This window comes from Streptomyces humi (assembly GCF_001005085.2).
In the GTDB taxonomy this organism is placed as follows: domain Bacteria; phylum Actinomycetota; class Actinomycetes; order Streptomycetales; family Streptomycetaceae; genus Streptomyces; species Streptomyces humi.
This window is the reverse complement of sequence record NZ_LBMU02000088.1, coordinates 57871-83019: the sequence shown is the minus strand read 5'-3', so window position 1 is coordinate 83019 and position 25149 is coordinate 57871. Positions and strand designations below refer to the sequence as shown.

At 72.6% G+C, this 25149-nt stretch carries 26 protein-coding genes and 1 pseudogene; 6 read left to right on the top strand and 21 right to left on the bottom strand.

What is annotated here, in order from left to right; all coding sequences use genetic code 11:
- Window positions 1-70: 70 nt before the first annotated feature.
- Window positions 71-778, bottom strand: a complete 708-nt coding sequence (locus tag AAW13_RS34520) for an SDR family oxidoreductase (protein ID WP_046731324.1) — start codon at window positions 776-778, stop codon at window positions 71-73.
- A gap of 101 nt (window positions 779-879) precedes the next feature.
- Here AAW13_RS34520 and AAW13_RS34515 point away from each other — a divergent pair, with 101 nt between their 5' ends.
- Window positions 880-1725 carry a helix-turn-helix transcriptional regulator gene (locus AAW13_RS34515; protein ID WP_046731323.1) on the top strand — a complete coding sequence of 282 codons (846 nt, stop codon included), beginning with the start codon at window positions 880-882 and terminating at the stop codon, window positions 1723-1725.
- Here the strand turns inward: AAW13_RS34515 and AAW13_RS34510 are convergent.
- From AAW13_RS34510 to AAW13_RS46125, 4 genes are read right to left on the bottom strand one after another with little or no spacing between them, the layout of a single operon-like run.
- Complete coding sequence (locus AAW13_RS34510; protein ID WP_046731322.1) at window positions 1722-2504, bottom strand: enoyl-CoA hydratase; 783 nt, start codon at window positions 2502-2504, stop codon at window positions 1722-1724. The genes AAW13_RS34515 and AAW13_RS34510 overlap by 4 nt on opposite strands.
- A 10-nt stretch (window positions 2505-2514) precedes the next feature.
- Entirely contained in the window at window positions 2515-3690 is a 1176-nt protein-coding gene (locus tag AAW13_RS34505) for an acyl-CoA dehydrogenase family protein (protein ID WP_046731321.1), read from the bottom strand.
- On the bottom strand, window positions 3687-4685 hold the full coding sequence (locus tag AAW13_RS34500) for an acyl-CoA dehydrogenase family protein (protein ID WP_046731320.1): 999 nt from the start codon (window positions 4683-4685) through the stop codon (window positions 3687-3689). Before AAW13_RS34500 ends, AAW13_RS34505 begins: the two co-directional genes overlap by 4 nt.
- On the bottom strand, window positions 4675-4824 hold the full coding sequence (locus AAW13_RS46125; RefSeq protein ID WP_167391762.1) for a hypothetical protein: 150 nt from the start codon (window positions 4822-4824) through the stop codon (window positions 4675-4677). Before AAW13_RS46125 ends, AAW13_RS34500 begins: the two co-directional genes overlap by 11 nt.
- Window positions 4825-4946: 122 nt before the next feature.
- Here AAW13_RS46125 and AAW13_RS34495 point away from each other — a divergent pair, with 122 nt between their 5' ends.
- Both AAW13_RS34495 and AAW13_RS34490 read left to right on the top strand, forming a co-directional pair.
- Window positions 4947-5621: a TetR/AcrR family transcriptional regulator gene (locus tag AAW13_RS34495; protein ID WP_046731319.1), complete on the top strand. Its 675-nt coding sequence runs from the start codon at window positions 4947-4949 to the stop codon at window positions 5619-5621.
- Window positions 5622-5719: 98 nt separating this feature from the next.
- Window positions 5720-6547: an acyl-CoA thioesterase gene (locus AAW13_RS34490; RefSeq protein ID WP_240528813.1), complete on the top strand. Its 828-nt coding sequence runs from the start codon at window positions 5720-5722 to the stop codon at window positions 6545-6547.
- A 55-nt stretch (window positions 6548-6602) separates the two neighbouring features.
- On the opposite strand, the gene AAW13_RS34485 is transcribed toward AAW13_RS34490, so the two are convergent.
- A complete protein-coding gene (locus tag AAW13_RS34485) occupies window positions 6603-7757 on the bottom strand; it encodes a thiolase family protein (protein ID WP_046731317.1) in 1155 nt (384 codons plus the stop codon).
- A 99-nt stretch (window positions 7758-7856) separates the two neighbouring features.
- On the opposite strand from AAW13_RS34485, the gene AAW13_RS34480 reads away from it, so the two are divergent.
- Window positions 7857-8624 (top strand): SDR family NAD(P)-dependent oxidoreductase, encoded by a 768-nt coding sequence (locus AAW13_RS34480; protein WP_046731316.1) that lies wholly within the window; start codon window positions 7857-7859, stop codon window positions 8622-8624.
- Between the two features lie 95 nt (window positions 8625-8719).
- On the opposite strand, the gene AAW13_RS34475 is transcribed toward AAW13_RS34480, so the two are convergent.
- The 5 genes and pseudogenes from AAW13_RS34475 to AAW13_RS47685 form a co-directional block, all read right to left on the bottom strand.
- The gene (locus AAW13_RS34475; RefSeq protein WP_206306317.1) at window positions 8720-9505 is read right to left on the bottom strand and encodes an enoyl-CoA hydratase/isomerase family protein; all 786 of its coding nucleotides are present in this window, start codon (window positions 9503-9505) and stop codon (window positions 8720-8722) included.
- 1 nt (window position 9506) lies between these two features.
- The gene (locus AAW13_RS34470; RefSeq protein WP_046731315.1) at window positions 9507-10598 is read right to left on the bottom strand and encodes an acyl-CoA dehydrogenase family protein; all 1092 of its coding nucleotides are present in this window, start codon (window positions 10596-10598) and stop codon (window positions 9507-9509) included.
- Window positions 10585-11478, bottom strand: coding sequence for an acyl-CoA dehydrogenase family protein (locus AAW13_RS34465; protein WP_046731454.1), 894 nt, complete (start codon window positions 11476-11478; stop codon window positions 10585-10587). Before AAW13_RS34465 ends, AAW13_RS34470 begins: the two co-directional genes overlap by 14 nt.
- The gene (locus AAW13_RS47690; RefSeq protein ID WP_338059074.1) at window positions 11456-11869 is read right to left on the bottom strand and encodes an AMP-binding enzyme; all 414 of its coding nucleotides are present in this window, start codon (window positions 11867-11869) and stop codon (window positions 11456-11458) included. The genes AAW13_RS34465 and AAW13_RS47690 overlap by 23 nt, the downstream gene beginning before the upstream one ends.
- Window positions 11870-11989: 120 nt before the next feature.
- Window positions 11990-12967: pseudogene (locus tag AAW13_RS47685) on the bottom strand (class I adenylate-forming enzyme family protein); the annotation flags it as partial.
- A gap of 94 nt (window positions 12968-13061) precedes the next feature.
- Between AAW13_RS47685 and AAW13_RS34455 the strand changes: the two are divergent.
- Window positions 13062-14063, top strand: coding sequence for a ferredoxin--NADP reductase (locus tag AAW13_RS34455; protein ID WP_046731314.1), 1002 nt, complete (start codon window positions 13062-13064; stop codon window positions 14061-14063).
- On the opposite strand, the gene AAW13_RS34450 is transcribed toward AAW13_RS34455, so the two are convergent.
- From AAW13_RS34450 to mftA, 10 genes are all read right to left on the bottom strand, one after another.
- Entirely contained in the window at window positions 14040-15095 is a 1056-nt protein-coding gene (locus tag AAW13_RS34450; RefSeq protein WP_046731313.1) for a CaiB/BaiF CoA transferase family protein, read from the bottom strand. The genes AAW13_RS34455 and AAW13_RS34450 overlap by 24 nt on opposite strands.
- Window positions 15092-16048, bottom strand: coding sequence for a TIGR03564 family F420-dependent LLM class oxidoreductase (locus tag AAW13_RS34445; protein WP_046731312.1), 957 nt, complete (start codon window positions 16046-16048; stop codon window positions 15092-15094). Before AAW13_RS34445 ends, AAW13_RS34450 begins: the two co-directional genes overlap by 4 nt.
- 46 nt (window positions 16049-16094) lie before the next feature.
- On the bottom strand, window positions 16095-16487 hold the full coding sequence (locus tag AAW13_RS34440) for a cobalamin B12-binding domain-containing protein (protein ID WP_046731311.1): 393 nt from the start codon (window positions 16485-16487) through the stop codon (window positions 16095-16097).
- Window positions 16488-16530: 43 nt separating this feature from the next.
- Complete coding sequence (locus AAW13_RS34435; RefSeq protein WP_046731310.1) at window positions 16531-18111, bottom strand: methylmalonyl-CoA mutase family protein; 1581 nt, start codon at window positions 18109-18111, stop codon at window positions 16531-16533.
- Between the two features lie 177 nt (window positions 18112-18288).
- Window positions 18289-19674 (bottom strand): mycofactocin biosynthesis glycosyltransferase MftF, encoded by a 1386-nt coding sequence (gene mftF, locus AAW13_RS34430; RefSeq protein WP_046731309.1) that lies wholly within the window; start codon window positions 19672-19674, stop codon window positions 18289-18291.
- Complete coding sequence (mftE, locus tag AAW13_RS34425) at window positions 19671-20435, bottom strand: mycofactocin biosynthesis peptidyl-dipeptidase MftE (protein ID WP_046731308.1); 765 nt, start codon at window positions 20433-20435, stop codon at window positions 19671-19673. The genes mftF and mftE overlap by 4 nt, the downstream gene beginning before the upstream one ends.
- Before the next feature lie 17 nt (window positions 20436-20452).
- Window positions 20453-21691, bottom strand: coding sequence for a pre-mycofactocin synthase MftD (gene mftD, locus AAW13_RS34420; RefSeq protein ID WP_046731307.1), 1239 nt, complete (start codon window positions 21689-21691; stop codon window positions 20453-20455).
- On the bottom strand, window positions 21684-23003 hold the full coding sequence (gene mftC / locus AAW13_RS34415) for a mycofactocin radical SAM maturase (RefSeq protein ID WP_079179074.1): 1320 nt from the start codon (window positions 23001-23003) through the stop codon (window positions 21684-21686). Before mftC ends, mftD begins: the two co-directional genes overlap by 8 nt.
- The gene (mftB, locus tag AAW13_RS34410; protein WP_046731306.1) at window positions 23000-23275 is read right to left on the bottom strand and encodes a mycofactocin biosynthesis chaperone MftB; all 276 of its coding nucleotides are present in this window, start codon (window positions 23273-23275) and stop codon (window positions 23000-23002) included. The genes mftC and mftB overlap by 4 nt, the downstream gene beginning before the upstream one ends.
- 12 nt (window positions 23276-23287) lie before the next feature.
- Complete coding sequence (gene mftA, locus AAW13_RS34405; protein ID WP_046731305.1) at window positions 23288-23425, bottom strand: mycofactocin precursor MftA; 138 nt, start codon at window positions 23423-23425, stop codon at window positions 23288-23290.
- 170 nt (window positions 23426-23595) lie between these two features.
- On the opposite strand from mftA, the gene mftG reads away from it, so the two are divergent.
- Window positions 23596-25140: a mycofactocin dehydrogenase MftG gene (gene mftG / locus AAW13_RS34400; RefSeq protein WP_071659777.1), complete on the top strand. Its 1545-nt coding sequence runs from the start codon at window positions 23596-23598 to the stop codon at window positions 25138-25140.
- Window positions 25141-25149 lie beyond the last annotated feature (9 nt).

Genomic DNA, 25149 nt, shown 5'->3' with positions numbered 1-25149 from the left:
CGTGGCTCACCCGGGCACAGGTCCTTGCCGGCCGTGGCTCACCGGGACACAGGCCCCAGTCGGCCGTGACTCACCAGGGCAGCCGTCCGTTGACGTCGAAGTAGCCGCCGGTCGGTCCGTCCGGGCCGGTCTGCGCCATCCGCACGATGATCTCGGCGCCCTGCTCGACGGTCTGCGTGCCGGTGTTGCCGTTCAGGTCGGTCCTGGTGAAGCCGGGCTCGACGGAGTTGATCCGCATGGCCGGGAACGCCTTCGCGAACTGCACGGTCAGCATGTTGACCGCCGTCTTGGACGTCGGGTACGCGATGCCCGGGTAGAAGTGGGCGGGGTGGTCGGGGTCGGAGAGCGCCGTCAGCGAGGCCAGGCCGCTGCTGACGTTGACCACGACCGGCGCGGCCGAGCGCTCCAGCAGGGGCAGGAAGGCGTGCAGGACGCGGACGACTCCGAAGACGTTGGTCTCGAAGGTGTTGCGCATCAGGTCGGCGGTGACGGTCTCTGCCGTGGGCACGCTGTTGTCCGGCGTCCTGCTCTCGATCCCGGCGTTGTTGATCAGGACGTCGAGCCCGCCGTCGGCCGCGACGGTCTTGGCCGCGGCCTCCACGGAGGCGTCGTCGGTGACGTCGAGCAGGACGAACCGGGCGCCCAGCTCCTGGGCGGCCCGGCGTCCACGCTCGGCGTCCCGGGCCCCCACGTACACGGTGTGACCTGCGGCGATGAGCTGGCGGGCGGTTTCGTACCCGATGCCCTTGTTGGCTCCGGTGATCAGTGTTGTCGTCATGGCTCCACCCTGCGCCCCGGCCGCCGGGTCAGCCAGCAGACCCTCCTTCCTGGGACTGCCGGTACCAGGCACGGCGACGGCCGACGGTGTTGACTGGGGGCATGACGGCGACGGAACTGGGGCAGGCGCTGCGGCGCTGGCGGGACCGCGTCGCCCCGGACGCGGCGGGACTGCCGGCCGGCGACCGGCGGCGGGCGGCCGGGCTGCGGCGCGAGGAGCTGGCGCTGCTGGCCGGCATCTCGGTCGACTACGTGACGCGCCTCGAACAGGGCCGGGCGGTCAATCCGTCCGTGCAGGTCGTCGAGGCGCTGGCCCGGGCGCTGCGGGTCTCCGGCGACGAGCGGAGGTATCTGTTCGGGCTGGCGGGGCTGGTGCCGCCGGGTCCGGACATGGTGCCGGGGTACATCACGCCCAGCGTGCAGCGGCTGCTGGACCGGCTGGCCGGCACTCCGGTGGCGGTCTCCGACGCGGCCATGACCCTGCTGGTGGCCAACCCGATGTACGCGGCGCTGATGGGCGACCCGTCCCGGCTGCGGGGCTTCCAGCGCAACGGCGTGTGGCGGAACTTCCTGGACTGGCCGACCCGGGTACGGCACACCCCGGAGGAACGGCGCGCCTTCGAGACCGGCATGGTCGCCGAGCTGCGCGCCACGGCCGCCCGTTACCCCGGCGACCGCCAACTGCAACGGCTGATCGTCGAGTTGCGTGCCGGGAGTGAGCGGTTCGCGGGGCTGTGGGACGCGGGGGTCGTCGGCCGGCTCGAGGCCTCACGCAAGACCATCGAGCATCCGCAGGTGGGTCTGCTCACGCTCGACTGCGACCAGCTCCGGATCGAGGAGCAGGACCTGCACATCCTCGTGTACTCGGCCGAGCCCGGCACCGAGGACGCGGAGAAGCTGGCGTTGATCTCGGTGCTCGGCACCCAGAGCCTGGCCGAGCGGCGCTAGCGCAGCTTCTCCTTCATCTCGTCCAGCTTCGCCAGGATCGGATAGCCGCTGACGCTCAGCGCGTTGCCGTGTCCGGTCTGGTGGATGTCGAAGACGGACTGGAGAGCGGCGTAGAAGCCCTGCACGTCCAGGGTCTGGTTGACGGCGCGCTTGGCCTGGCGGAGCCCGAAGGCGGGCATCGCGGCGATGCGTTCGGCGAGTTCCCGAGTGGCGGTGTCCAACTCGGCACGTGGCACGACCCTGTTGACCATGCCGGTCTTCTCCGCCTCCTCGGCGGTCAGCGGACGGCCGGTGAAGAGGATCTCCTTGGCCTTGCGCGGGCCCAGTTCCCAGGTGTGGCCGTGGTATTCGACGCCGCCGATGCCCATGGTGACGACCGGGTCGGAGAACTGGGCGTCGTCGGCGGCCACGATCAGGTCGCAGGGCCAGCACAGCATCAGCCCGCCGGCGATGCAGCGGCCCTGCACGGCGGCGATCGACGGCTTCGGCACGTTGCGCCAGCGCAGTGTGTACTCGAGGTACCTGCGGTTCTCGGCGCGGTAGATCCACTCCAGGGTGATCTCGTCGGGGCCGGGCCAGCGGTCCTTGAGGTCGTGTCCGGCGGAGAAGTGCTTCCCCTCGGCACGCACCACGATCACCTTCACCTCCGCGTCCTCGGCGGCCCGGGTCCAGGCGGCGTCGAGTTCGTCGAGGAGAGCGGCGTTCTGGGCGTTGGCGGCCTCTGGCCGGTTGAGGGTGAGGGTGGCGATGCCGTCCTTCACCTCGTACAGGATGTGCACGGACGTCTCCTCAGCGTCGGGGCAGACCGAGCACCCGCTCGGCGATGATCGTGCGCTGGATCTCGGACGTGCCGCCGGCGATGGTGCCGCCGAAGCTGCGGGCGAAGCGGTTGAACCAACTGGCGGAGTCGTCGTCGAAGCTCATGTGGAAGTACGGTGCCGTGCGCGCCGGATGGGCCAGGCCGTCCGGGCCGGACGCCTCCAGGACGTGTTCCAGGGCGTGCTGGGCCGCCTCCGAGCCGAAGACCTTCAGCACGGACAGCGCGGGTACGTCCTGCTCGCCGCGGGCGGCGCGGGCGAGCGCGGCCGAACCCAGCAGCCGGAGCGCCTGGAGGTCCATGACCAGGGTGGCGTACCAGTCCTTCTCCAGGTCGCCGGTGGGCCGGAAGTCGCGTACGACGGCCTCCAGGCGTTCGGCCTCGCCCAGCCACATCAGGGTGCGCTCGTGCCCGAGGGAGCCGTTCGCGACCCGCCAGCCCTGGTTGAGGGGGCCGACGAGGTTCTCGGCGGGGACCCGGACGTTCTCGAAGAAGACCTCGTTGAAGTCCTTGTCGTCGGGGCCGGTGTAGGAGGCGAAGGGGCGGCGGGTCACGCCGGGGGTGTCGGTGGGGACGAGCAGGACGCTGATGCCCTTGTGCTTGGGGGCGTCCTGGTCGGTGCGGACGAAGGCGAGGAGGACGTCGGCGTCGTGGGCGCCGGACGTCCAGACCTTCTGGCCGTTGACGGTGAAGTGGTCGCCGTCGAGATCGGCGCGGGTGCGCAGGGAGGCGAGGTCGGAGCCGGCGCCGGGCTCGCTCATGCCGAGGGCGGCGGTGATCTCGGCACGCAGGATGGGCACGGCCCAGTGGTGCTTCTGCTCCTCGGTGCCGAAGGAGAGCAGGGAGGCGGCGATGATGCCGACGCCCTGCGGGTTGAAGCTGTGGCAGATGCGGCGCCGGGACAACTCCTCGCGGTGCACGTACTGCTGGATGACGGTGGCGTTGCGGCCGCCGAACTCGGGTGGGTTGCCGGGCAGCAGCCAGCCCTCGTCGAACTGGCGGCGCTGCCAGCGCCTGGCCCAGGCGGGCAGGTGCGCGGTGGAGCGGGAGCGTTCGGCGGCCTCGGCCTCGGCTGGCAGGTTGGCCTCAAGGAACGCCGCGAACTCGGCGCGGAAGGCCTCGACGTCGTCGTCGAAGGACAGTCTCATGACACTCCCCCGGCCGCGTGGTCGGCTACGAACGCCCGGTGTTCGGTGGCCCCGCCCAGCATCAGTTCGCCCGCCTTGGCCCGCTTGACCGCGAACTGAAGGTCGTTCTCCCAGGTGTGCCCCATCGCGCCGAACAGCTGCACGGCGTTGCGGAACACCAGGGCCTGGCACTCGCCGGCCGACGCCTTGGCCATGGCGGCGGCGAGCGGGCGCCGCGGGTCGTCCTCGGCGATGGTGAGGGCGGCGAAGTAGGCGAGGGCGCGGGCCCGTTCGACGGCCACGTGCATGTCGGCCGCCTTGTGCTGGACGGCCTGGAAGGATCCGATGGGTGCGTCGAACTGGCGGCGGGTGCGGACGTGGTCGAGGACCAGGTCGAGGGCCCGGCGGCAGGCGCCGACCATGGTGAGGGCCGTGCCGGTGAGCGCGAGGTGGCGGGCGCGCGCCGGGTCCGCGCTGCTGCGGTCGCCCGTGCCGACCCGGACCTGGGTGAAGGTGACCTCGGCGAGGTGCAGGACGGGGTCGAAGGCCGGGGTGCGGGCGGCGGTCACAGCGGTGGCGGGGACGACGAAGACGCCCGCGTCGGTGACCACGGCGAGGCGGTCGGCGCGGTCGCCGTCGAGTACGTACCGGGAGGTTCCCTCCAGGATCCAGCCGCCGCCGGCGGGGGTCGCGGTGACGCCCGAGTGGACGGCCGTGCCGGATCGGGCGGGGTCGGCGAACTCCGGTGCGAGCGGGGCGAACCGGGTCAGCGTCGCCAGGTAGGGCGTGGGGTCGGTGGCCCGGCCCAGCTCCTCCAGGACGATCGCCAGCTCCACCGCGTCGGCCGGGTCGGTGAGTTCGGTCCAGCCGAGGTCCACGTAGCCGCGCCACAGCGGCGTCGGGTCGGCGCCGTCGTCGGCCACCGCGCGTACCAGGGCCGGTGGGCACTCCTTGAGGACGGCCTTGTGCACGGTGTCCTGCCACAGCCGTTGCTCGGCGTCGAACTCAAACAGCATCGGCGCCTCCGAGCACGAAGACCCCGGCCAGTGCCACTCCCACCAGTACGGCTCCGGTGAGCAGGGCCCCGACGAGCAGCCCCTCCAGTACCGCTCTCACCTGCCTGACCTCGTGGTCGGCACGCACGTTCCATGCCACGAACGGCCTCCTTGGTGAGAATGTCATTCTCTGATTCGGCAATCGCCAGTCTTCTCCATATCTCTGGTGCTGTCCAGAGTCGGCGCCGGTTGCTTCCCGGTGTGGTGCAGTAATGTTCTCTCATGGCACAGAAGGCGGATCAGCCCGTGAGCACCCCGACCGAGGAACCGGCCTGGAAGCAGCGCGCCGTGGAGCGCTCCACCCAGGCGGCGAAACGCCGGGCCGAACAGCGGGTGGAGCGGTTCCTCGACGCGGCCCAGGCGATCATGGCGGAGAAGGGCACGACCGACTTCACCGTGCAGGAGGTCGTCGACCGCTCCAAGCAGTCCCTGCGGAGCTTCTACCAGCACTTCGACGGCAAGCACGAGCTGCTGCTCGCGCTGTTCGAGGACGCGATGAGCAAGTCCGCCGAACAGCTGCGGGTTCTCGCCACCGAGCAGTCCGACCCTCTGGACCGGCTCCGAGTGGTCGTCCAGGAGCTGTTCGAGAGCTCGCGCCCCGATCCGGCCACCCAGCAGCAGCCGTTGTTCACCGACTTCGCGCTGCGCCTGCTGATGTCGCACCCGGCCGAGATGCGGGTCGCGAACGCCCCGCTGCTCGCGCTCTTCACCCAGTTGATACAGGACCTGGAGGACGCGAACCTGCTGCGCCCGGGCTTCAAGGCCAAGCGGGTGGCGGCACTGACCATGCAGACCGTCATGTTCAACGCCCAGTCCAGCGGCCAGGACGCGGCGCATCCGCTGACCGCGGAGGAGATCTGGGACTACTGCGCGCACGGGATCACGGGCAACGACTAGCCCGAGCCGGGCCGGCCGCCGCACCGCGGCCGGCTCGGGGAAGCATGGCCGCGAGAGCACCATTCTCACATCTGAACAATTCCATTACCCTCGCTGGCATGCCACTTGCCGTGAGTGAACTCTGGGACGATCTCCTGCACTGCCTCGACCTCCGGGGGCGCGACGGGGAGACCGGTCCCGTCTACGAGGCGGGCAACCAACGACTCGGCTACCACCGCCTGTTCGGCGGCCAGCTGCTGGCCCAGTTCGTCCGGGCGGCACAGCTCAGCTGCCCGGACAAGAGCGTGAAGTCCCTGCACGCCCTGTTCGCGCGGGCGGGCCGCCCGGAGGAACCCGTCAGCTACGAGGTACGCCGCCATCACGACGGGGGCTCCTTCGCCGCGCTGACGATCGTCGCCCGGCAGCCGAAGGGCGTGGTGGCCACCGCCTCGGTCTCCCTGCACGCCCCGGAGGGCGGCCCCGCCCGGCAGGCGGTCCCGGCCGTGCCCGCCCTGCCCGGACCCGAACACCGCACGGACCTCCACCCGATCCCCTGGGAGACGCGTACCACCGCCGACCTGGACACCGCCGCGCCCGAACCGCCCGAGTTCGACGTGTGGATGCGCACCCCGGCCACCGAGGCGGACCTGGCCCCGGCACTCACCGCCTACGCCACCGACCTCACTCTCATCGGCACCGCCCTGCGTCCCGTGCCCGGCGTCACCCAGCACGACTCCGGAACGGCGTTCACCTCCGCGGTCACCTCGCACACCGTCTGGTTCCACCGCCCGTTCGGCGCGGACGGCTGGCTGCTGCTGCGTCAGCACAGCCCGGTCCTGGCGCACGGCCGCTGCTTCGGCCGGGGCGACGTCCTCACCGAGGACGGCACCCTCGTCGCCTCCTACGCCCAGGAGGCCCTGCTGCGCTTCACGAGCAAGACGCCATGACGCCGTACCAGGTGGTCCAGTGGGCCACCGGCACGATCGGCGCCCGCTCGCCGCGCTACGGGGCCGGCACCTCCACGACCATCGCCGAGCCCATGCCGCCGCCGGCGCACATCGACGCGACGCCGGTGCCGCCGCCGCGGCGCCGCAGTTCGTGCACGAGCGTGACCAGCATGCGGGCACCGGTGGCGGCGACGGGGTGGCCGAGGGAGCAGCCGCTGCCGTTGACGTTGACCCGGTCGGGGTCGAGTCCGAGCCGGCGGACGGCGGCCACGGTCACCGAGGCGAAGGCCTCGTTGATCTCGTAGAGGTCGACGTCGGCGGTGGTGAGTCCGGCGCGGGAGAGCGCCTTGGGGATGACCTTGACCGGGGAGAGCCCGGTTTCCGCCGGGTCCACACCGACGGACGCCCAGGACCGCACGGTGGCCAGCACCGGCAGTCCCTCGGCGGCCGCCGCCCGGTCGTTCGCGACCACCAGGGCGGCCGCGCCGTCGTTGCCGCCGCAGGCGTTGCCGGCGGTGATGCTGAAGCCCTCGATCTCGGGATGCAGCGGCTTGAGCGCGGCGAGCTTCTCCAACGACGTGTCGCGGCGCGGGTGTTCGTCGACCGAGAACAGCCCGTGCGGGGTGTCGAGGGGCACCAGCTCCGCAGCGAAACGGCCTTCGTCGATGGCTCGTACGGCGTTCCGGTGCGAGCGCAGCGCCCACTCGTCCATCGCCGCGCGGCTGACGTCGGCCCGCTGGGCGACGTTCCAGCCGATGGTGATCGACATGTCGCTGTTGGGCGCGTCCGGCCGGTCCGGATGGGTGGGCGGCATCCAGGGCTCGACCCATGCGCCGTCGACGCGGAAGGCGGACTTCGGCGCCGTCGAGGCCGAGTTGACGCCGCCGGCGATCACCAGTTCGTCCATCCCGGCGCGGATGCTCGCGGCGGCGTCGGCGACGGCGGCCAGGCCGGCGGCGCAGTGCCGGTTCACGGCCGCCCCCGGTACGCCGGTGAGGCCGGTGGTCAGCGCGGCGTGGCGGGCGAGGACGCCGCCGCCGTAGAGGCCCTCGCCGAGGATCACGTCGTCGACGCGGTCCGGGTCGAGCCCGGCGGCGGCGGCCTGGACGATGTGGTGGGCCAGATCGAAGGCGGTGGTGTCGCGCAGGGTCCCCTTGCGGGCGGTGCCGACGGGGGTGCGCAGAGCGGACACGATGACTGCCTCGGGCATGGACGGTCTCCAAGTCGGCGGGGCGGGCAGGGATCACATACGTTGCGAGAATGCTACTCTCGCCATACTAGAACCACATATCCCGAGAGGGGAGCCGCGATGCAGGTTCAGGGCACATCCGCACTCGTGGTCGGTGGCGCGGGGGGTCTGGGCGAGGCCACGGTCCGCCGGCTGCGCGCGGCGGGGGCGTCCGTGGTCGTCGCCGATCTCGCCGACGAGAAGGGCAAGGCGCTGGAGGAGGAGCTGGGCATCCGGTACGTGCGGACGGACGCCACCGACGAGAGCGAGGTCCGCACCGCGATCGGGGAGGCGGAGGCGCTCGGTCCGCTGCGGGTCGCGGTGGACGTGCACGGCGGTCCGGCGAGCGGCGGGCGGCTGGTCGGCCGGGACGGTCAACCGATGGAGCTGGCCGGGTTCCGGCGGACCCTCGACATCTATCTGACCGGCGTCTTCAACGTCCTGCGGCTGGCCGCCGCCGCGATGGCCCGGCAGGAACCGATGGACGAGGACGGCGGCCGGGGTGTCGTCGTCACCACCGCGTCCATCGCGGCGTACGAGGGCCAGACCGGTCAGCTTCCGTACGCCGCGGCGAAGGGCGGGGTCGCCGCCATGACCCTGGTGGCCGCCCGCGACCTGTCCCCGCTCGGCATCCGGGTCATGACGATCGCGCCCGGCACGTTCCTGACACCCGCCTACGGGAAGTCGGGCGACCAGCTGGAGGCCTACTGGGGGCCGCAGGTCCCGCATCCCCGCCGGATGGGCCGGTCCGCCGAGTACGCCGCCCTCGTCCAGCACATCTGCGAGAACGACTATCTCAACGGCGAGGTGATCCGCCTGGACGGGGCGCTGCGCTTCCCGCCCAAGTGACGGCCGGCGGGGCGGACTTCCCGCCCCGCACCGCACCGCCCCCCCGACGCCCTCACACCCGCCCCGCACCGACGCGTCCGGCACCGGCAGGCGGGTCACGGCTCCCTGGCGGTGAGGCGGGCGAGGGTGTCGCGGAAGTCGTCGGTCTGGAAGGACTGTTCCTCGGCCGTCGTGGCGTAGTCGAGGGTGGCGAGCACCGCGCGCTCCAGGTGCATGTTGAGGACGCGTTTGGTGCTCTCCGCCGCCTGTCTCGGCAGTCCCGCGATGCGTTTCGCGCAGACCGTGGCCTCCGCGAGGGGGTCGGCCACCACGTGGTTGGCCAGCCCGAGGGCGACGGCCTTGTCGGCCGGGATGCGGGCGCCGGTGAGGGCGTACTCCTTGGCGAGCAGCAGGCTGGTGTGCAGCGGCCAGGTGAGCGGGCCGCCGTCGGCCGCGACCAGGCCCACCTGGACGTGCGGGTCGGCGAGGTGGGCGCCCTCGGCCATGTAGACGATGTCGCTGAGCGCCACCAGGCTGCAACCGAGGCCCACGGCCGGTCCGTTGACGGCGGCGACGACGGGGACGCGGCAGCGGACCATGCCGAGGACGATGTCCCGGCCGTCGGCGATGGTCTTGGACCGCAGGTCGGGGTCGCGCCTGAGCTCGTCGAGGTAGGTGAAGTCGCCGCCCGCGGAGAACGCCGTGCCCGCCCCGGTCAGCACGGCCGCGCGGGCCGCGCGGTCGGCGGCCAGCCGGGGCCAGAGCCGGGCGAGCCCGGTGTGCAGCGGGTCGTTGACGGCGTTGAAGACCGCGGGCCGGTTCAGGGTGATGATCCGCAGCGACCCGTCCGCCCGGACGTCGATCTCCTCCGGCATGCCGTACAGGTTCTGACCGTCCGTCATGTCAGGCTCCCAGTCCGAGGATCCGCGCGGCGATGATGTTCTTCTGGATCTGCGAGGTGCCGCCCATGACACTCTGCGCGCGGCTGTAGAGGTAGGCGTGCAGGAGGTCCGGGTCGCCGGCGCCGCCGACGGCCAGCGCCGCGTGGCCCACCGTCTGCTCCGTCCAGGTCATGAGGAGCTTGTCCAGGGAGCCCTCGGGGCCGTGGGAGACGCCGTCGAGCTGTTCGGACAGGCGCCGGCGCACGTGCAGGCGCAGCATCTCCGTCTCGACGACCGCCCAGGCGACCTCCGGTGGCAGGGTGTCGCCGGGCGTGTGGTCCACGAGTTCGCGGACGAGCTTGCCGTAGCGGGCGGTGAAGCCCAGGGTCGAGGGTTCGCGTTCGTGTCCTACGACCGTCATGGCCAGGGCCCAGCCCTCGCCGGGCGCGCCGACCATCTGGTCCGCGGGCACGGTGGCGCCGTCGAGGAAAACCTGGCCGAACTCCCTGGAGACTCCGCTCATCATCTTCAACGGCTTTTGCTCGACGCCGGGTTGGGCCATGGCGACGATGAACGCGGAGATGCCCTTGTGGCGGGGTGCGGCCGGGTCGGTGCGGGCCAGGAGCAGGCACCAGTCGGCGACGTCGGAGTAGCTGGTCCAGATCTTGTGGCCGTGCACGACGTAGGTGTCGCCGTCGCGGGTGGCGGTGGTGGTGAGGGAGGCGAGGTCGGAGCCGGCGCCGGGTTCACTGAAGCCCTGGCACCAGCGTTCGGTGCCGTCGATCATGCCGGGGAGGAAGCGGCTGCGCAGTTCCTCGCCGCCGTGCCGGCCGAGACCCTGGACGAGGTAGCCGAGGCTGGGGCGGGCGGGGGCGCCGGCGCGGGCGAGTTCCTCGTCGAGGATGACGTCGTAGACGGGCGGCAGGTCGTGGCCGCCGTACTGCGCGGGCCAGGAGAGGCCGAAGAAGCCGGCCGCGTGCAGGGCGCGGTGCCATTCGCCCTGGCGGGCCCAGTACGCGTCGCCCGCGGTGGGGAAGGCGTCGGCGTGTTCGGTCAGCCAGGCGCGCAGGCGGTCGCGGAAGGCGGCCTCCTCGGGCGAGTCACGAAAGTCCACGGTCGATCTCCTCCAGGCGTACGGGGAACAGGTCGGTGGACGTCAGCGCCCGGCGCAGGTGGACGTGGGCGAGGCACTCCCAGGTGTTGCCGGTGCCGCCGTGCACCTGGACGGCGGTCTCACAGACGGTGCGGGCGGCGCGGGCGCAGTAGAGCTTGGCGATGCGCGCGGCCCGGAGCGCCTCGGCGGGCGGCAGTTCGTCGACGGCCCAGGCGGCGTGGCGCAGGACGCTGACCGAGCCCTCGACGAGGGCCAGCGCTTCGGCGAGGAGGTGGGCCACCGCCTGGTAGGAGCCGATCGTCCGGCCGTACTGCTCGCGGATCCTGGCGTAGTCGCGGGCGAGGGTGTGCGCGCCGCGGGCCGTGCCGAGGAGGTCGGCGGAGGTGGCGACCACGGCCAGCGCCCGCCAGCGGACGGCTGCTTCGTCGGACAGAGTGCCGATCTGCTCGGGTGTGCCGCGCAGTTCGGCGGCGTGGCGGGTCAGGTCGGTGCCGGGAACGAGCGGACCGATCTCGGCGGACATCACCCGGTCGCCCTCGACGGACAGAGCCCGTCGCATGCCTCGTGTGTCCCGCGCCCGGCCGTCGACGGCCACGGTCGCCGACGAGATGCCGGGGGCAAGGTCGTCGGCGAGCACGGGCCCGAGAAGCGGTACGTCGACCAGTCTCCGACCGAACTCCTCCACGACGAGCGCCACTTCGACGCCGGAGGCGCCGTCCGAGCGCAACGCCCGCCAGCCGGTGGCCCCGACCGCCTTCTCCAGCCGCCCGGTCCGCTCGGCGTCGTCCAGGTCGAGGACCGATCCGGGTCCCAGGTCGTCGGCCAACCCGGCAGCCGCGTCGCGGAGTTGGCGTTGTTCAGCGGTCAGCCGTACGTCCATCGCGCTCCTTGAGTACCTGGTCCTTGAGTACCTGGTCCTTGAGTACCTGCTCCCTGAGTGCCTGGTCCTTGAGTACCTGCTCCCTGAGTGCCTGGTCCCTGAGTACCTGCTCCTTGAGGACTCGCCGCAGCACCTTTCCCGAGGGCAGGCGCGGGATCTCGGTCACGAACTCGACACGGCGGGGCCGTTTGTAGGAGGCGAGCCTGGCGCCGACGAGTTCGACGAGTTCGGCGGCCTCGACCGGCGCGGCCCGCCGGACCGCAGCGACGACCGTCTCCCCGTCCGTGCCGTCGGGGACGCCGAACACCGCACAGTCGGCGACCGCCGGATGGCCGTGCAGCACGGCCTCGACCTCGGCGGGGGCGACCTGGAACGCCCGCACCTTGATCATCTCCTTGGAGCGGTCGGTGAGGCGCACCCACCCGTCCGCGTCGACGCTGCCGACGTCCCCGGTGCGGTACCAGCCGTCGTGCAGGGCGTCCGCCGTCGTCGCGGCCGGCAGGTACCCGGCCATCAGGGACTCCGAGCGCACCTCGATCTCCCCGGTCTCGCCCGGTCCCACGGTCTCCCCCGTCTCCAGCGAGACCACACGCACGTCCACCCCCGGCACGGCACGGCCGGCCGAGTCGAGCCGTGCCCCGTCGAGCGGGTTGCAGGCGATGACGGGCAGTTCGCTGGCCCCGTACGCGGGCACCCAGCCCACCCCGGTCCGCCGGGTCACCGTCTCGGCGATGCTCGGGGTCACCGGGGTGGCGCCCCACATGATGTAACGCAGGGAGGAGAGGTCGTACGACTCCAGCTTCGGGTGGGAGGCGATGGCGAGCGCGATCGGGGCGACGGCCATCTCCACGGTGACGCGGTCGAGTTCGATGTGGTGCAGCAGCCGGTCCAGGTCGAAGCGGCGGTGCAGCCGCAGCCGGGCCCCGGTCTCGAGGGCCGTGACGATGTTGAGCAGGCCGAGGATGTGCGAGGGCGGGGTGGCGATCTGGATGCGGTCGCGCTCGGTGAGGCCGAGGGCGGCCCGCCAGTGCCGGACGGCGGCGGCGAACGAGCCGTGCGTGTGCCGGACCGCCTTGGGCATGCCGGTGGTGCCCGAGCTGAACACCAGGACCGCGTCGGTGTCCTGGTCCACGGAGACCTCCTCGCCGTGTCCTGGTTCGATCGGCTCGTCCAGGTGCAGCATCGGCATCAGTGCGGCGAGCACCGGGTGGTCGCCGACCGCGTGGGCGGGCCCGGTGATCTCCAGGGCGTGTTCGACCTCGCCCCGCTTCCAGGCGGGGCTGAGCAGGACGACCGCCGCGCCCAGCCGCCAGGCGGCCTGCACGGCGACCACGAACTCCGGCCGGTTGGAGGACATGAGCGCCACCCGGTCTCCGGCCCGCACCCCTCGCCGAGCCAGTGTCCCGGCCAGCCCGTCCGCCAGGGCCGTCAGCTCGGCACGGCTGTACCCGCGGTCCTCGAAGACCAGTGCGGCCCGTTCACCCATCTCTCGCTCCCACCTCTTGAGAGGATCCCATCAGCCAGGAGAGAATAGTATTCTCGTTTCGACAGAACCTTGATACCAGAGGTGGAGGAGGTCGTCCATGGCGAGCCCCGCACTGTTCCGGCGCGCGACCGTCGTCAAGATCGTCCAGGAGACAGCCGACGCCCGGACCTTCGTGCTGGACCCGCAGGACGGCCCGTTCTCCTACCGGGCCGGGCAGTTCTGTGTCTTCCGGGTCCGGGTCGACGGCCGGGACCTGCTGCGCTCGTACTCGATGTCGAGCGCTCCGGAGTCCGACGCCGAGCTGATGACGACGGTCAAGCGCGTCCCGGACGGCAGGGTCTCCAACTGGCTGATCGATCATGTCGAGGAGGGCGACGAACTGGAACTGACGCTGCCCCGCGGCCGGTTCTGCCTGCGCCCGGCGGCGACGCCGCTGCTCGGTTTCAGCGGCGGCAGCGGCATCACGCCGATCCTGTCCCTGGCCAAGAGCACCCTCGCCGGCACCGGCCGGAGCGTCCGGTTGCTCTGTGCCGACCGCGACCGCGACGCGGCGATCTTCCGCTCGGCGCTGGAGGACCTGGTCGCGCGGTATCCCGGGCGTCTGACGGTCGTACGGCACCTCGACGCGGACCGCGGGTTCCTCGACGCGGCCGCGGTACGGGAGTTCGTCGGGCCGGACGGCGCCGCGGACGCGTACGTGTGCGGGCCCGAACCCTTCATGGCGCTCGTGGAGTCGGCGCTGCCCGGGCCCGGGCGTGTCTTCGGCGAGCGGTTCGGCGGCGACGCGCCGGCGCCCGTGGCGGAGGTCACCGCTCCCGCAGAGGACACCGCTACCGTCACGATCCGGCTCGGCACCCGGCGCGTGTCGGTGCGCAAGCACCCGAACGAGACCCTGTTGCAGACCGCCCGCCGGGCCGGCCTGACCCCGCCGTCCTCCTGCGAGGCGGGCAACTGCGCGACCTGCATGGCCAGGCTGACGGAGGGCAGCGCGACGATGCGGGTGAACGACGCGCTCACCGAGGAGGAGGTCGCCGAGGGCTACGTGCTGACCTGTCAGGGTGTCCCGGACGAGGGGTCAGTCACCGTCCACTACGAGTGAACCGTGTTCGCCGAGCCGGGGCGGCGGCCGGAACTCGGGCTCGTGTCCGGCGATCCGGACCGGGCTGCCGACCAACCGGTAGCCGCCCGCCCGGACGACCATCTCCGGAGTGGCCTCCAGTGCCTCGGGCAGGGTGCGCACGGCCGCCGCCGGGATGCCGAGCGGCCGCAGTCGCGCCTCCCAGCCTCTGGCAGTGTCGGCGGCCAGGGCGCGGGTGACGGCGGCGAGGACATCGTCGCGGCGGGCGGCCCGCTCGGCCATCGTCCAGAAGCCGTCGATCCCGGCCTCGGCGGCGAAGCCGCGCCAGAAGCCGTCGTGCGTGACGAACAGCGCCAAGTGCCCCTGCCGGGTGGGGAAGAGCTGGGCCGGCACGTAGTAGGAGTGCGCGCCGCCCGGCATGCGGCGCGGCTCGACGCCGTCGTTGAGGTAGGCGGCGGCACGGTAGTTGAGCTGGGCGAGCATCACGTCCCGCAGCGCCACGTCGACCTGTCCGCCGCGTCCGGAGACGATCTGGGCGAGCAGGCCCAACGCGGCTGTCAGGGCGGCGGAGTTGTCGACAGACGAGTAGCCGGGCAGGGTCGGCGGTCCGTCCGGGTCGCCGGTCAGCGCCGCCACTCCGGTCGCGGCCTGGATGACGTAGTCGAAGGCCGGGTCGTCCCCGCCGTCCAGGCCGTAGCCGGTGACGGCGACACAGACGATCCGTTCGTTGTGGCGGCGCAGGCCGTCGTACGTGAGACCCAGGCGCCGAATCACCGACGGCTTGAGGTTGACCAGCAGCGCGTGCGCGTCGGTGGTCAACTCGCCCAGTTTCAGTCGTCCTTGCTCGGTGGTGAGGTCGAGGCAGATGCTGCGTTTGTTGCGGTTGATGCTGGCGAAGTAGGCGTCGCCCACCTGTCTGGAGAGGTCGCCGCCGGGCGGCTCGATCTTGGTGACCTCGGCACCGAGGTCGGCGAGGAGCATCGTGGCGAAAGGGCCCGCGAGGATGTGGCCGACCTCCAGGACGCGGATACCGGCGAGGGGGCCGGGGCTCACCGGAGCTCCGCCGCCAGGCCGGCGATCATCTCCCGGGTGCGGCGCTTGGAGGCGACCAGTTCCTCGCGGCCGTCGCCGATGGGCAGCAGCCGGACGGACAGGTCGGTGACGCCCGCGTCGGCGAACCGTCCGAAGCGGGCCGCGATCGCCGCCTCGTCGCCCGCGGCGCACAGGTCGCCGACGTCCTCGGCGTCGCCGTACCCCAGCAGCCGCTGGTAGTTGGGCGAGATCTCGGCCTCGCCGAGGATGCGGTTCGCGCGTTCCCGGGCCGCGTCGACCTCGGAGGGCCGACACAGGCACACCGGGATGCCGGCGACGACGCGCGGCGCGGGGCGTCCGGCGGCCTCGGCGGACTTGGTGATCCGGGGGACGACGTGGTCGGCGACGGCGCGTTCGTCGGCCATCCACAGCACGGTTCCGTCGGCGCGCTCGCCGGCGAGGGCCAGCATGACCGGGCCGAGGGCGGCCACCAGGACAGGCAGCGGGGCGACGGGCGCCAGGTCGAGCGGGTTGTGCACGGTGTACGTGGCGTTCTCGACGTCGACGGGGCCGGGGCCGCCGCGAGCAGCGTCCAGGACGTCGAGGTAGTCACGGGTGAGACCGGCCGGGCGCTCGTAGGGCAGACCGAGCATGCCCTGGACGATCCAGTGGTGCGAGGGGCCCACGCCGAGGGCGAGACGCCCGCCGGTGGCCGCCTGCGCGGACAGCGCCTGCCGGGCCAGCGCGACGGGATGCTGGGCCTGAAGTGGTACGACGGCGGTGCCCAGCTCGATCCGGGTGGTGCGCGCGCCCATCAGCGCCACGGCGGTCAACGCGTCGAAGTCCGACGGGACTTGCGGCACCCAGGCGGTGTCCATCCCGGCGCTCTCGGCCCACTCCACGTCCGCGATCATGCGCGAGATCTTCCGCGCGGAGTCGCCCCGCTCGGGCCCGATCATGACACCGATCCGCACGTTCCCTCCAGGTGGTCCGGGTTCGGGGCTCCGCGCGCGCGGAGGGTCAGGAGGACGTCGTGAGCGCGCGCACCTCGGCGACCACGACGTCCAGGGGGGTGCCGGTGGGGAACACCCCAGCCGCGCCCGCGGCCTTCAGGCGCGGCACGTCGGCGGGCGGGATGGTGCCGCCGACGACGACGGTGATGTCATCGGCGTCGGCGGCCCGCAGTCCCTCGACGGTCCTTGCGGTCAGCGCCAGATGGGCGCCGGACAGCATGCTCAGGCCGACCACCGCCACGTCCTCCTGGACGGCGGTGGCCACGATGTCGTCGACGCGCTGCCGGATGCCGGTGAAGACGACCTCGAAGCCGGCGTCGCGCAGTGCCCGCGCCACGATCTTGGCACCCCGGTCGTGGCCGTCCAGGCCGGGCTTGGCGATGAGAATGCGGGTGGCCATCAGTGCATCACCAAATTCTCCAGGAGTGCGTCAGGATGGCCCATCAGAACACCACCGGCTGCTGGAACTCGCCCCACACGTCCTTCAGCGCCGTGACCATCTCGCCGACCGTGCAGTAGGCGTTGGCACAGTCGATCAGGGGGCCCATCAGGTTGTGGGTGCCCTCCGCGGCCCGGGAGAGGGCGGCGAGGCGGGTGCGGACGTCGGCGGGGTCACGCTCGGCCCTGACCCGGGCGAGCCGCTTCAGCTGGGTCTCGCGGCCTCGCGCGTCGAGTGCGTAGGTGGCGATGTCGGGAGCGGGCTCGTGCTCGTCGGCGTACCGGTTGACGCCGATCACCGGCCGCTCGCCGCGCTCGACCTCCTGGTGGATCCGGTACGCCTCGTCCGCGATGAGCCCCTGGAGGTAGCCGTCCTCGATCGCCCGGACCATCCCGCCGTGCGCCTCCAGGTCCGCCATGATCCCGACGATCCGCTCCTCCGTGGCGTCCGTGAGCGCCTCCACGAAGTACGAGCCGCCCAGCGGGTCGGCGACGCGGGCGACGCCGGTCTCGTGGGCGAGGATCTGCTGGGTGCGCAGGGCGAGGGTGGCCGACTCCTCGCTGGGCAGGGCGAACGGCTCGTCCCAGGCGGCGGTGAACATCGACTGGACGCCGCCGAGCACCGACGCCAGGGCCTCGTAGGCGACCCGGACGGTGTTGTTGCGGGCCTGCGGCGCGTACAGCGAGGCGCCGCCGGCCACGCAGCCGAAGCGGAACATGGCCGCCTTGTCGGAGTCGGCGCCGTACCGCTCGCGCACTATCGTCGCCCAGCGCCTGCGTCCGGCACGGTACTTGGCGATCTCCTCGAAGAAATCGCCGTGCGTGTAGAAGAAGAAGGAGACTTGCGGGGCGAACCGGTCGATCGTCATCCGGCCGCGCTCCAGCACGGTGTCGCAGTAGGTCACGCCGTCGGCGAGCGTGAACGCCATCTCCTGGACGGCGTTGGCGCCTGCGTCGCGGAAGTGCGCGCCGGCCACCGAGATCGCGTTGAACCTCGGCACCTCGGCCGCGCAGAACTCGATCGTGTCGGCGATGAGCCTGAGGGACGGCTCGGGCGGCCAGATCCAGGTGCCGCGCGAGGCGTACTCCTTGAGGATGTCGTTCTGGATGGTGCCGGTGAGGCCGGCCCGGGGCACTCCCGTGCGCTCTGCGGCGGCCACGTAGAGGGCGAGCAGGATCGCCGCCGTCCCGTTGACGGTGAAGCTGGTGCTGATGCGGTCCAGTGGGATGTCCGCGAAGAGGACCTCGGCGTCGGCCAGCGTGTCGACGGCGACGCCGACCCGGCCGACCTCGTCGCTCACCTCGGGGTCGTCGGAGTCGTAACCGCACTGGGTGGGCAGGTCGAGCGCGACGGACAGGCCGGTGCCGCCCTGCTCCAGCAGATACCGGTAGCGCCGGTTGGACTCCTCGGCGGTGCCGAATCCCGAGTACTGCCTGAGTGTCCACAGCCGCCCCCGGTACCCGGAGGCGTAGTTGCCGCGCGTGAACGGGAAGGTGCCCGGCGCGGGGGGCTCGGCAACCCGGTCCGCCGGTCCGTAGACCGGCTTCAGGGGAATGCCGGACGAGGTCTGCGCGAAGTCATCCATCGTTCGGATATGCTACTTGCGAAAAAAGAGAATGCCAATACCGTTCACGAGAACGTGGTCGGCGCCTCGATGCCGTCATCGGCCTCCGCCTGATCGATCATGCTCGGGCCCGCGAGTGCCGGCGGACTTCCACGGGCAGTTGCGCTCGCCGTCCCCGTGGTCTCCGTCCTTCACGGCTCAGCGGGTCACGCGGGGCCGCAGCGCGGTGCCGGAGCGGGCCCTGAGGGCGGCGAACCACACACCGGCCCCGTAGGCGAGGTCGTCCAGGCGGCGGGCGACGGCGTAGCGCAGCGGGTCGAGCGTGGCCTGATCCCGCCGGTACTCCAGTGCGATGTCGGCCAGCGCGGCGACCGCGGCGGCGCGGCGTACCCGGCCGGAGAACGCGCAGCCGACGGCCGTCAGCGGCCACCAGTGGCGGGTCAGCAGCGCGGAGGTCTGCGACAGGGTGGCGAGGGCTCCGTTGCCGGTGAGCCGCACGGCCAGCCGGTACGGGTGCCGGGTGCCGTCGAGCTTGCGGGCGATGCGTACGGTGACGGCACCGAGCACGGCCACGGCGACCGGTGCCGACCAGCGCCGGCCGGCGAGCAGCGTGACGGCCAGCACCGTACTCCACGGCGCGAACACGACGGGTGCGACGGACCGGGGGTGCCGCTCGGCGAGGGGCTGCGCGCCGGTGCCGTACACGGCCTTGCGCAGCAGCCAGTCCCCCAGCCGCACCCGGTGCTCGTGGGCCGCCCGGACGGCGGGTTCGTAGCGCACCCGGCGCCCCGCCGCCACCAGGCGCCAGCACAGGTCGACGTCCTCCCCGACCCGCATGCCCGCGTCGAAACCCGCCCCCAGTACGTCGACCCGGGCCACCACGCAGGCCGAGGAGGCCCAGGAGACGGGGGTGCCGGGCCGGACCGGGGCGGGATGCGTGCCGAGGTCGAGCGAGGACCGGGAGTTCTCGTACCGTTCGATCCAGGTCGTGGCCGGGGCGGTCAGGCCGGTGATGCGGGGTACGGCCATGGCGACCAGGGGGTCGGCGAAGTGCCGGAGCAGGGTGGGGACCGTGTCGGGGTCCAGCACGATGTCGGAATCGGCGAAGACCACGTAGGGGGTGGCGACCAGCCGCAGGCCGGCGTTGCGTGCCTCCGCGGGCCCGACGTTGGCGGTGAGGGCGACCAGCCGCGCACCGTGCCGGGCGGCCGTGGCGGCCACGGCGGCCGGCTGCCTCGAGGCGTCGTCGACCACGATCACCGGGCGGCCCGGTTCGATGCTCCGCAGCAGGCGGTCCAGTTGACGCGGGCGGTCGCGGACCGGGACGACCACCGTGTACCGGGGGTCTCCGGGCGTCGGGAGCGAGCCGGCGACGGGATGCGCGAGGCCCGTCTCCAGCAGCCGGTCCGCGAGCAGGGCACCGGCCGCGTCCCGTACGACGAGCGTCCGCCCGGTCAGCAGCCGCCGTGCTCGCGGAGTCAGCTTGAGCATCCGCGTCGGGTGTCCGCCGAGCAGCGCCCGGCCGTCGTCGACCACCCGGGTGTGCCGGTCGAACTCCACGACGAACCCGAGGGGAAGCGTCATCGGCGTGCGCCCTTCGCGCTGGTGGGTGGCGGTGTGCGGGTCCCGGGGTCGGTGAGGCGACCGCGGGCGTCGGGGGTCCAGGCGTGGATGCGGCGGACGGTGGTGGAGACCATCGCGGCCATCGTCCGTCGGCCTTCCCCGGCCGTGGCGCCCGCCGGGTCGCCGAGTACGCCGGAGGCGGAGACCGCGCGGACGCCTCGGGCGATCAGCTCCGGCAGGAGTACGGACAGTGGCCGGGTGTCGCCGGTGACGGCCGCGTCGAGGCGGACCCGTTCGGGCTCCAGGTGCAGCAGCAGGGAGGTCTCCGTGCGACCGGCGTGCGCGTCGCCGTCCGGTGCCTCGCACGCGGTCCAGACGGCGTCGTGGCCCTCGGCGCGGAGCAGGGCGAGCGCGCCGTCCAGGGTCGCCGTGTTGCCGCCGTGGCCGTTGACGAACACGATCCGGCCGGCCCACAGGGACAGTGAGCGTGTCAGTTCCACGACGACCGCGCGCAGCGCCTCGTGTCCGATCGAGACGGTGCCGGGGAAGCCGGCGTGTTCGCCGCTCGCCCCGTACGCCACCGCGGGTGCCACCAGTGCTGGACCGTGGGGGCTCAGCGGGCCGAGGGTGGCTGCCGCCCGGCACGCGACGGCGCGGGCGACGACGGTGTCGGTGTCCAGCGGCAGGTGCGGGCCGTGCTGCTCGGTGGACCCGACGGGTACCAGGACGAGCGCTCCGGACGGTACGGCGGGCCAGACGGCGTCGGCCAGCACACGCGGCATGGTGCTCCCCTGCCCGCTCAGGCGGCCGTGGACCGGGCTTCGGTGGTGGATCCGGCGGCGGCCGGGAGCTCCGGCATGTTCCCGCCGCCCAGGGTGAGCCGGAAGCCGGACGGTATCGCCAGGTCCTCGGGGCCCAGTTGGTGCACGGAGGAGCGGCCGAGGCCCAGGACCGCCGAGTCGAGCCCGCCGCGCAGGATGTCCAGGACGTTCTCGACACCGGCCTGGCCGTTCGCCGCGAGGCCCCACAGGTACGCGCGGCCGATCAGCACGGCGCGGGCGCCGAGGGCGAGTGCCTTGGCCACGTCGCCGCCGCGGCGGACGCCGCCGTCCATCAGGACCTCGACCTGGTCCCCGACCGCTTCCGCGATGGCTGGGAGCAGCCGGATGGTGGCGGGTGTGGTGTCCAGGTTGTTGCCCCCGTGGTTGGACACGGACAGCCCCGACACACCGGCGTCCACCGCCCGCCTGGCGTCGTCCACCCGGGACACGCCCTTGAGGAGGAAGGGGCCGCCCCACTCGGTGCGCAGCCAGGCGATGTCCTCCCAGGTGGGCGGCGGCGTCTGCATCCACTCGCCGTAGGCGCCGAAGAAGGTCGGCGCCTCGCCGCCGGGGGCGGCCAGGTTGGGGACGGTGAGACCGGGGGCGCCGCCGGACCTGGCGTACCGCCACAGCCACCCGGGGCGGGGCAGGACGTCGGGGGCGAACCGCAGCAGGGTTCTGAGGTCGAGCTTGTCCGGGATGGCCGGGCTGCCCCAGTCGCGGCCGTGCGAGAAGGACCAGTCGAGGGTGACGATGAGGGCCTTGGCGCCGGCGGCCCGCGCCCGGTCCATGCGGCGCAGCATGGTGTCGCGCGTGCCGCTCCAGTACAGCTGGAAGAACAGGTCCGGCTGGGCGTCGGCGACCTCCTCGACCGGCTTGCTCGCGAAGGAGCTGAGCCCCATGATGACGCCGCGGCTCGCCGCGGCCCGGGCCACGGCCACCTCGCCGTCGGGGTCGACGGCCTGCACGCCGGTGGGCGAGATGAGCACGGGCAGGGACGTGGGCACACCGAGCACGGTCGTGGACAGGTCGCGTTCCGCGTGATGGCCGACGACCCGTGGTGCGAAGCCGAGTTCGGCGAAGGCCGCCGTGTTGTCGTCGACGGTACGGCCGCGCTCCGAGCCGGCGACGAGGGCGCCGTACACCGAACTCGGCAGCTGTCGCCTGGCCCGGCGCTGCGCCTCGGCGACCGTCTCGAACCAGCGGTTCCTACGCATGGGTTCCGCCCTTTCCGGCGAGGGTTGGATCCAGGCCGGCGAGGGGGTGCTCGGCACACTCGCTCACCGGCGGGCGCCGGGTGAGTACGAGGTCCACGGGGCGGGCGGCGGCCCGGCGGGAGTGGTCCTGGGAGGGCCTGGGGAGGTGTGCGGTGCCGGGCGGGCGGCGGGCGAGCCGTTCCTCCCCGTACCCCTGCACGCATTCGGGGTCGGGCCCGTCCAGCGGCAGGCCGGTGAAGAACTTCGCGGCCATGCAACCGCCCTTGCAGTTGTCGTAGAACGCGCAGGACGAGCAGGCGCCGCCGTGCTGCGGGCCGCGCAGGCGCCGGAACAGCTCGGAGCCGCGCCAGACCTCGCGGAAGCCGCCCGGTGCGCGGACGTTGCCGGCCAGGAACTCCTCGTGGATGGCGAACGGGCAGGCGTAGACGTCTCCGACCGGGTCGATCAGACAGACCACACGTCCGGCTCCGCAGAGGTTGAGGCCCGGTAGTGGCTCGCCGTAGCCGGCGAGATGGAAGAAGGAGTCGCCGGTCAGCACGTTGTCGCCGTGCGCCGACAGCCAGTCGTAGAGCTCCCGTTGCTGTGCGGCCGTCGGATGCAGTTCGTCCCAGACGTCCGCGCCGCGTCCGGAGGGGCGCAGCCGGGTCAGGCGGAGCTGGGCGCCGAAGCGGTCGGCGAGGGCCTTGAAGTCGTCCAGCTGCGGGATGTTGTGCCGGGTGCAGACCACGGAGATCTTGTAGTTGCGCATCCCGGCCGTGGCGAGGTGTTCCACGGCCCGCAGCGCGGTCGCGTACGAACCGGAACCGCGCACCGCGTCGTTGACGTCGGCGGTGGCGCCGTCGAGGGAGATCTGTACGTCCACGTAGTCGTTGCGGGCGAGCCGCTCGGCGGCCTGCCGGGTGATCCGCACGCCGTTGGTGGAGAACTTCACGCCCACGTGGTGGGCGGTGGCGTAGTCCAGGAGGTCCCAGAAGTCGGCGCGGACGGTGGGCTCGCCGCCGCCGATGTTGACGTAGAAGACCTGCATGGCCTCCAGTTCGTCGATGACGGCCCTGGCCTCGGCGGTGCTCAGTTCACGCGGGTCGCGGCGGCCGGAGCTGGACAGGCAGTGGGTGCAGGCCAGGTTGCAGGCGTAGGTGAGTTCCCAGGTGAGGCAGATCGGTGCGTCGAGCCCGTACTCGAACAGGTCGACGAGCCGGGTCGGGGTGGACGGGACCGACGTGGCAGACGCGGTTGCCGTGGTGGACGCCGTGGACGTGACGGACGCCGTGGACGTGACGGACGCGGTGGACGTGACGGACGTGGCGGTCATGAGGTCCTTCCGACGACCATCGACGACTGTGCGAGGACGGCGAGGGCCCGCCCGTAGCGGGGCACCTCGTGCTCTCCGAGACCGGCGGCCAGGCAGGCGGCACGGGCCGTGGGCGCGTGGGCGAGAGCCTGGACGACGGCGAGGAGCCGACGGTCCTTCAGGAACGAGAGCCGGCGGGTGCCGAAGTGATAGAGCAGCGCGCCGAAGGGTTCCGGGCGCACCGAGACCAGCGGATGCAGGTCCCAGGCGCGGTCGAGATCGATCGCGGTCATGTCGGCGGCGTCTCAGTAAACGCCGCACATGCCGTCGATCGAGACCTCCTCGATCAGTTCGTCGGCCTCCATCAGCGGCTGCTCGGCCGGGTGTCGCTCGTCCTGCGGCTCGCTCGCCGTGACGGGCGGGGTGACGTGGAGCTCGTTCATGCGACTCTCCCTGGGCATCGCTCCCATCGGACATCTGGAGAATAATGACACCGAGTGCCGAAAGTGAAGACGCCGGACGGTACGGAGCTTGCGAGGAGGCCCGGATGAACATCACAGCGCCTCATGGGTACTTGACGCCGGGTCGCCAGGCGACGCGGGGGCGGGCACAGGTGAAGGACCCCGACGTCATAGTCGTCGGGGCCGGCGGCAGCGGGGCCGTGCTCGCGGCGCGCCTCAGCGAGGATCCCGGCCGTTCCGTGCTGGTCCTGGAAGCCGGTCCGGTGCCGGGGCATCCGTCGGCGTTCCCACCGGAGCTGCTGGACGCCCGGCTGGTGCCTGGTGCGCAGTCCGGGCACCCGGCGGTCGAACCGTACGCCGTCCACCTCGCTCGGGGGCGTCCGTACACGGTCGTCCGGGGCCGTGTCCTCGGCGGCTCGACCACCGTGAACGGCGGCTACTTCGTGCGGGCGCGGCGGGAGGACTTCGACCGCTGGTCGAAGGCGGGCGGCGCGGCCTGGTCGTACGACCGCGTACTGCCGTTCCTCCGGCTTCTGGAGACCGACCTCGACCACGGCGCCGACGCGCTGCACGGCGACCGCGGGCCGGTGCGCGTCCGCCGCACCGTACTCGGCCATCCTGCCGCCACCGCGTTCCGGGCGGCCGCCCGGCGGCTGGGTTTTCCCGAGGAACCGGACAAGAACGCGCAGGGCGTGCCGGGATTCGGCCCCGTGCCGTGCAACGTCGTGGACGGGGTCCGCGTCAACACGGGCATCAGCCATCTTCTGGGTGCGACCGGCCGACCCAACCTCCGTGTGGAAGGGGACAGTACGGTCCTCAGGGTCGTCGTCGAGCGCGGACGCGCGACCGGCGTGACGGTCGAGCGGCACGGACACCGCAGGACGGTACGCGGCGGCCAGGTCGTGCTCTGCGCCGGGGCGTTGCGCTCCCCTCACCTGTTGCAGCTGTCGGGGATCGGGCCGCGCCGCCGGCTGGAGGCCCTCGGTGTCCCGGTCGTCAAGGACGCTCCGGCCGTCGGAGCCCGGTTCGGCGACCATCCTCAGGTGGTGCTGGAGTGGGCGCCCCGACGACCGATGCCCGCACCCGTCGCCTCGTGGCTCGGCGGCGCTCTGCACCTCTCCTCGTCGGACGGGGTCCACCCGGGCGATCTGGAGATCCTCCAGTCCCTCGTCCCGATGGCCGGGCTGACGGCCGGGAGGGCATCCGTCCCCGGCGCCCCCCTCGCCTTCCTCGTCTCCGTCCAGACACCGCGGCTGACCGGCCGGATGCGTACGCGTTCCGCCGGCCCGGGGGTGGCTCCGAGCCTCGACTACGGCTACCTGTCGACCGCGGCGGACCGGCGGCGCATGCGCGAAGCGGTGCGCGTCACCGCCGAGTTGATCGGTACGCCTGACTTCAGGGAGGTTTCCGGTGGGCTCATGGAGCCGGTGGCGGACGTGCTGGGCGACGACCGGCTGCTCGACGAGTGGATCCTCGGGCACCTCGGCACGTCCCACCACACCTGCGGCACGGTCCCCATGGGTTCCGCCGACGATCCCCGGGCGGCCGTCGACGCCTACGGGACGGTGCACGGTGTCGTCGGGTTGCGCGTCGCCGACACGTCCATCCTGCCGACGGCGCCGCTGCGGGGCCCGGCGGCCACCGCCGTCCTCATCGGTGAAGTCGTCGCCGACGCCCTACGACGTGGTCCGGCGTGACCGGTTCCA

What these genes read in the sequence shown, in the direction of transcription:
- AAW13_RS47690 (WP_338059074.1), bottom strand. Translation starts at nt 11,869, where the DNA reads ATGATCAAGGTGCGGGCGTTCCAGGTCGCCCCCGCCGAGGTCGAGGCC.
- AAW13_RS34505 (WP_046731321.1), bottom strand. Translation starts at nt 3,690, where the DNA reads ATGAGACTGTCCTTCGACGACGACGTCGAGGCCTTCCGCGCCGAGTTC.
- mftB (WP_046731306.1), bottom strand. Translation starts at nt 23,275, where the DNA reads ATGACCGCGATCGATCTCGACCGCGCCTGGGACCTGCATCCGCTGGTC.
- AAW13_RS34440 (WP_046731311.1), bottom strand. Translation starts at nt 16,487, where the DNA reads ATGGCCACCCGCATTCTCATCGCCAAGCCCGGCCTGGACGGCCACGAC.
- mftC (WP_079179074.1), bottom strand. Translation starts at nt 23,003, where the DNA reads ATGACCGCCACGTCCGTCACGTCCACCGCGTCCGTCACGTCCACGGCG.
- mftE (WP_046731308.1), bottom strand. Translation starts at nt 20,435, where the DNA reads ATGCCGCGTGTGCTGGCCGACGCCGTCTGGCCCGCCGTACCGTCCGGA.
- AAW13_RS34465 (WP_046731454.1), bottom strand. Translation starts at nt 11,478, where the DNA reads ATGGACGTACGGCTGACCGCTGAACAACGCCAACTCCGCGACGCGGCT.
- mftF (WP_046731309.1), bottom strand. Translation starts at nt 19,674, where the DNA reads ATGACGCTTCCCCTCGGGTTCGTCGTGGAGTTCGACCGGCACACCCGG.
- AAW13_RS34480 (WP_046731316.1), top strand. Translation starts at nt 7,857, where the DNA reads ATGCAGGTTCAGGGCACATCCGCACTCGTGGTCGGTGGCGCGGGGGGT.
- AAW13_RS34485 (WP_046731317.1), bottom strand. Translation starts at nt 7,757, where the DNA reads ATGCCCGAGGCAGTCATCGTGTCCGCTCTGCGCACCCCCGTCGGCACC.
- mftD (WP_046731307.1), bottom strand. Translation starts at nt 21,691, where the DNA reads ATGCGTAGGAACCGCTGGTTCGAGACGGTCGCCGAGGCGCAGCGCCGG.
- AAW13_RS34500 (WP_046731320.1), bottom strand. Translation starts at nt 4,685, where the DNA reads ATGCTGTTTGAGTTCGACGCCGAGCAACGGCTGTGGCAGGACACCGTG.
- AAW13_RS34515 (WP_046731323.1), top strand. Translation starts at nt 880, where the DNA reads ATGACGGCGACGGAACTGGGGCAGGCGCTGCGGCGCTGGCGGGACCGC.
- AAW13_RS34495 (WP_046731319.1), top strand. Translation starts at nt 4,947, where the DNA reads ATGGCACAGAAGGCGGATCAGCCCGTGAGCACCCCGACCGAGGAACCG.
- AAW13_RS34455 (WP_046731314.1), top strand. Translation starts at nt 13,062, where the DNA reads ATGGCGAGCCCCGCACTGTTCCGGCGCGCGACCGTCGTCAAGATCGTC.
- AAW13_RS34475 (WP_206306317.1), bottom strand. Translation starts at nt 9,505, where the DNA reads ATGACGGACGGTCAGAACCTGTACGGCATGCCGGAGGAGATCGACGTC.
- AAW13_RS34435 (WP_046731310.1), bottom strand. Translation starts at nt 18,111, where the DNA reads ATGGATGACTTCGCGCAGACCTCGTCCGGCATTCCCCTGAAGCCGGTC.
- AAW13_RS34520 (WP_046731324.1), bottom strand. Translation starts at nt 778, where the DNA reads ATGACGACAACACTGATCACCGGAGCCAACAAGGGCATCGGGTACGAA.
- mftA (WP_046731305.1), bottom strand. Translation starts at nt 23,425, where the DNA reads ATGAACGAGCTCCACGTCACCCCGCCCGTCACGGCGAGCGAGCCGCAG.
- AAW13_RS34490 (WP_240528813.1), top strand. Translation starts at nt 5,720, where the DNA reads ATGCCACTTGCCGTGAGTGAACTCTGGGACGATCTCCTGCACTGCCTC.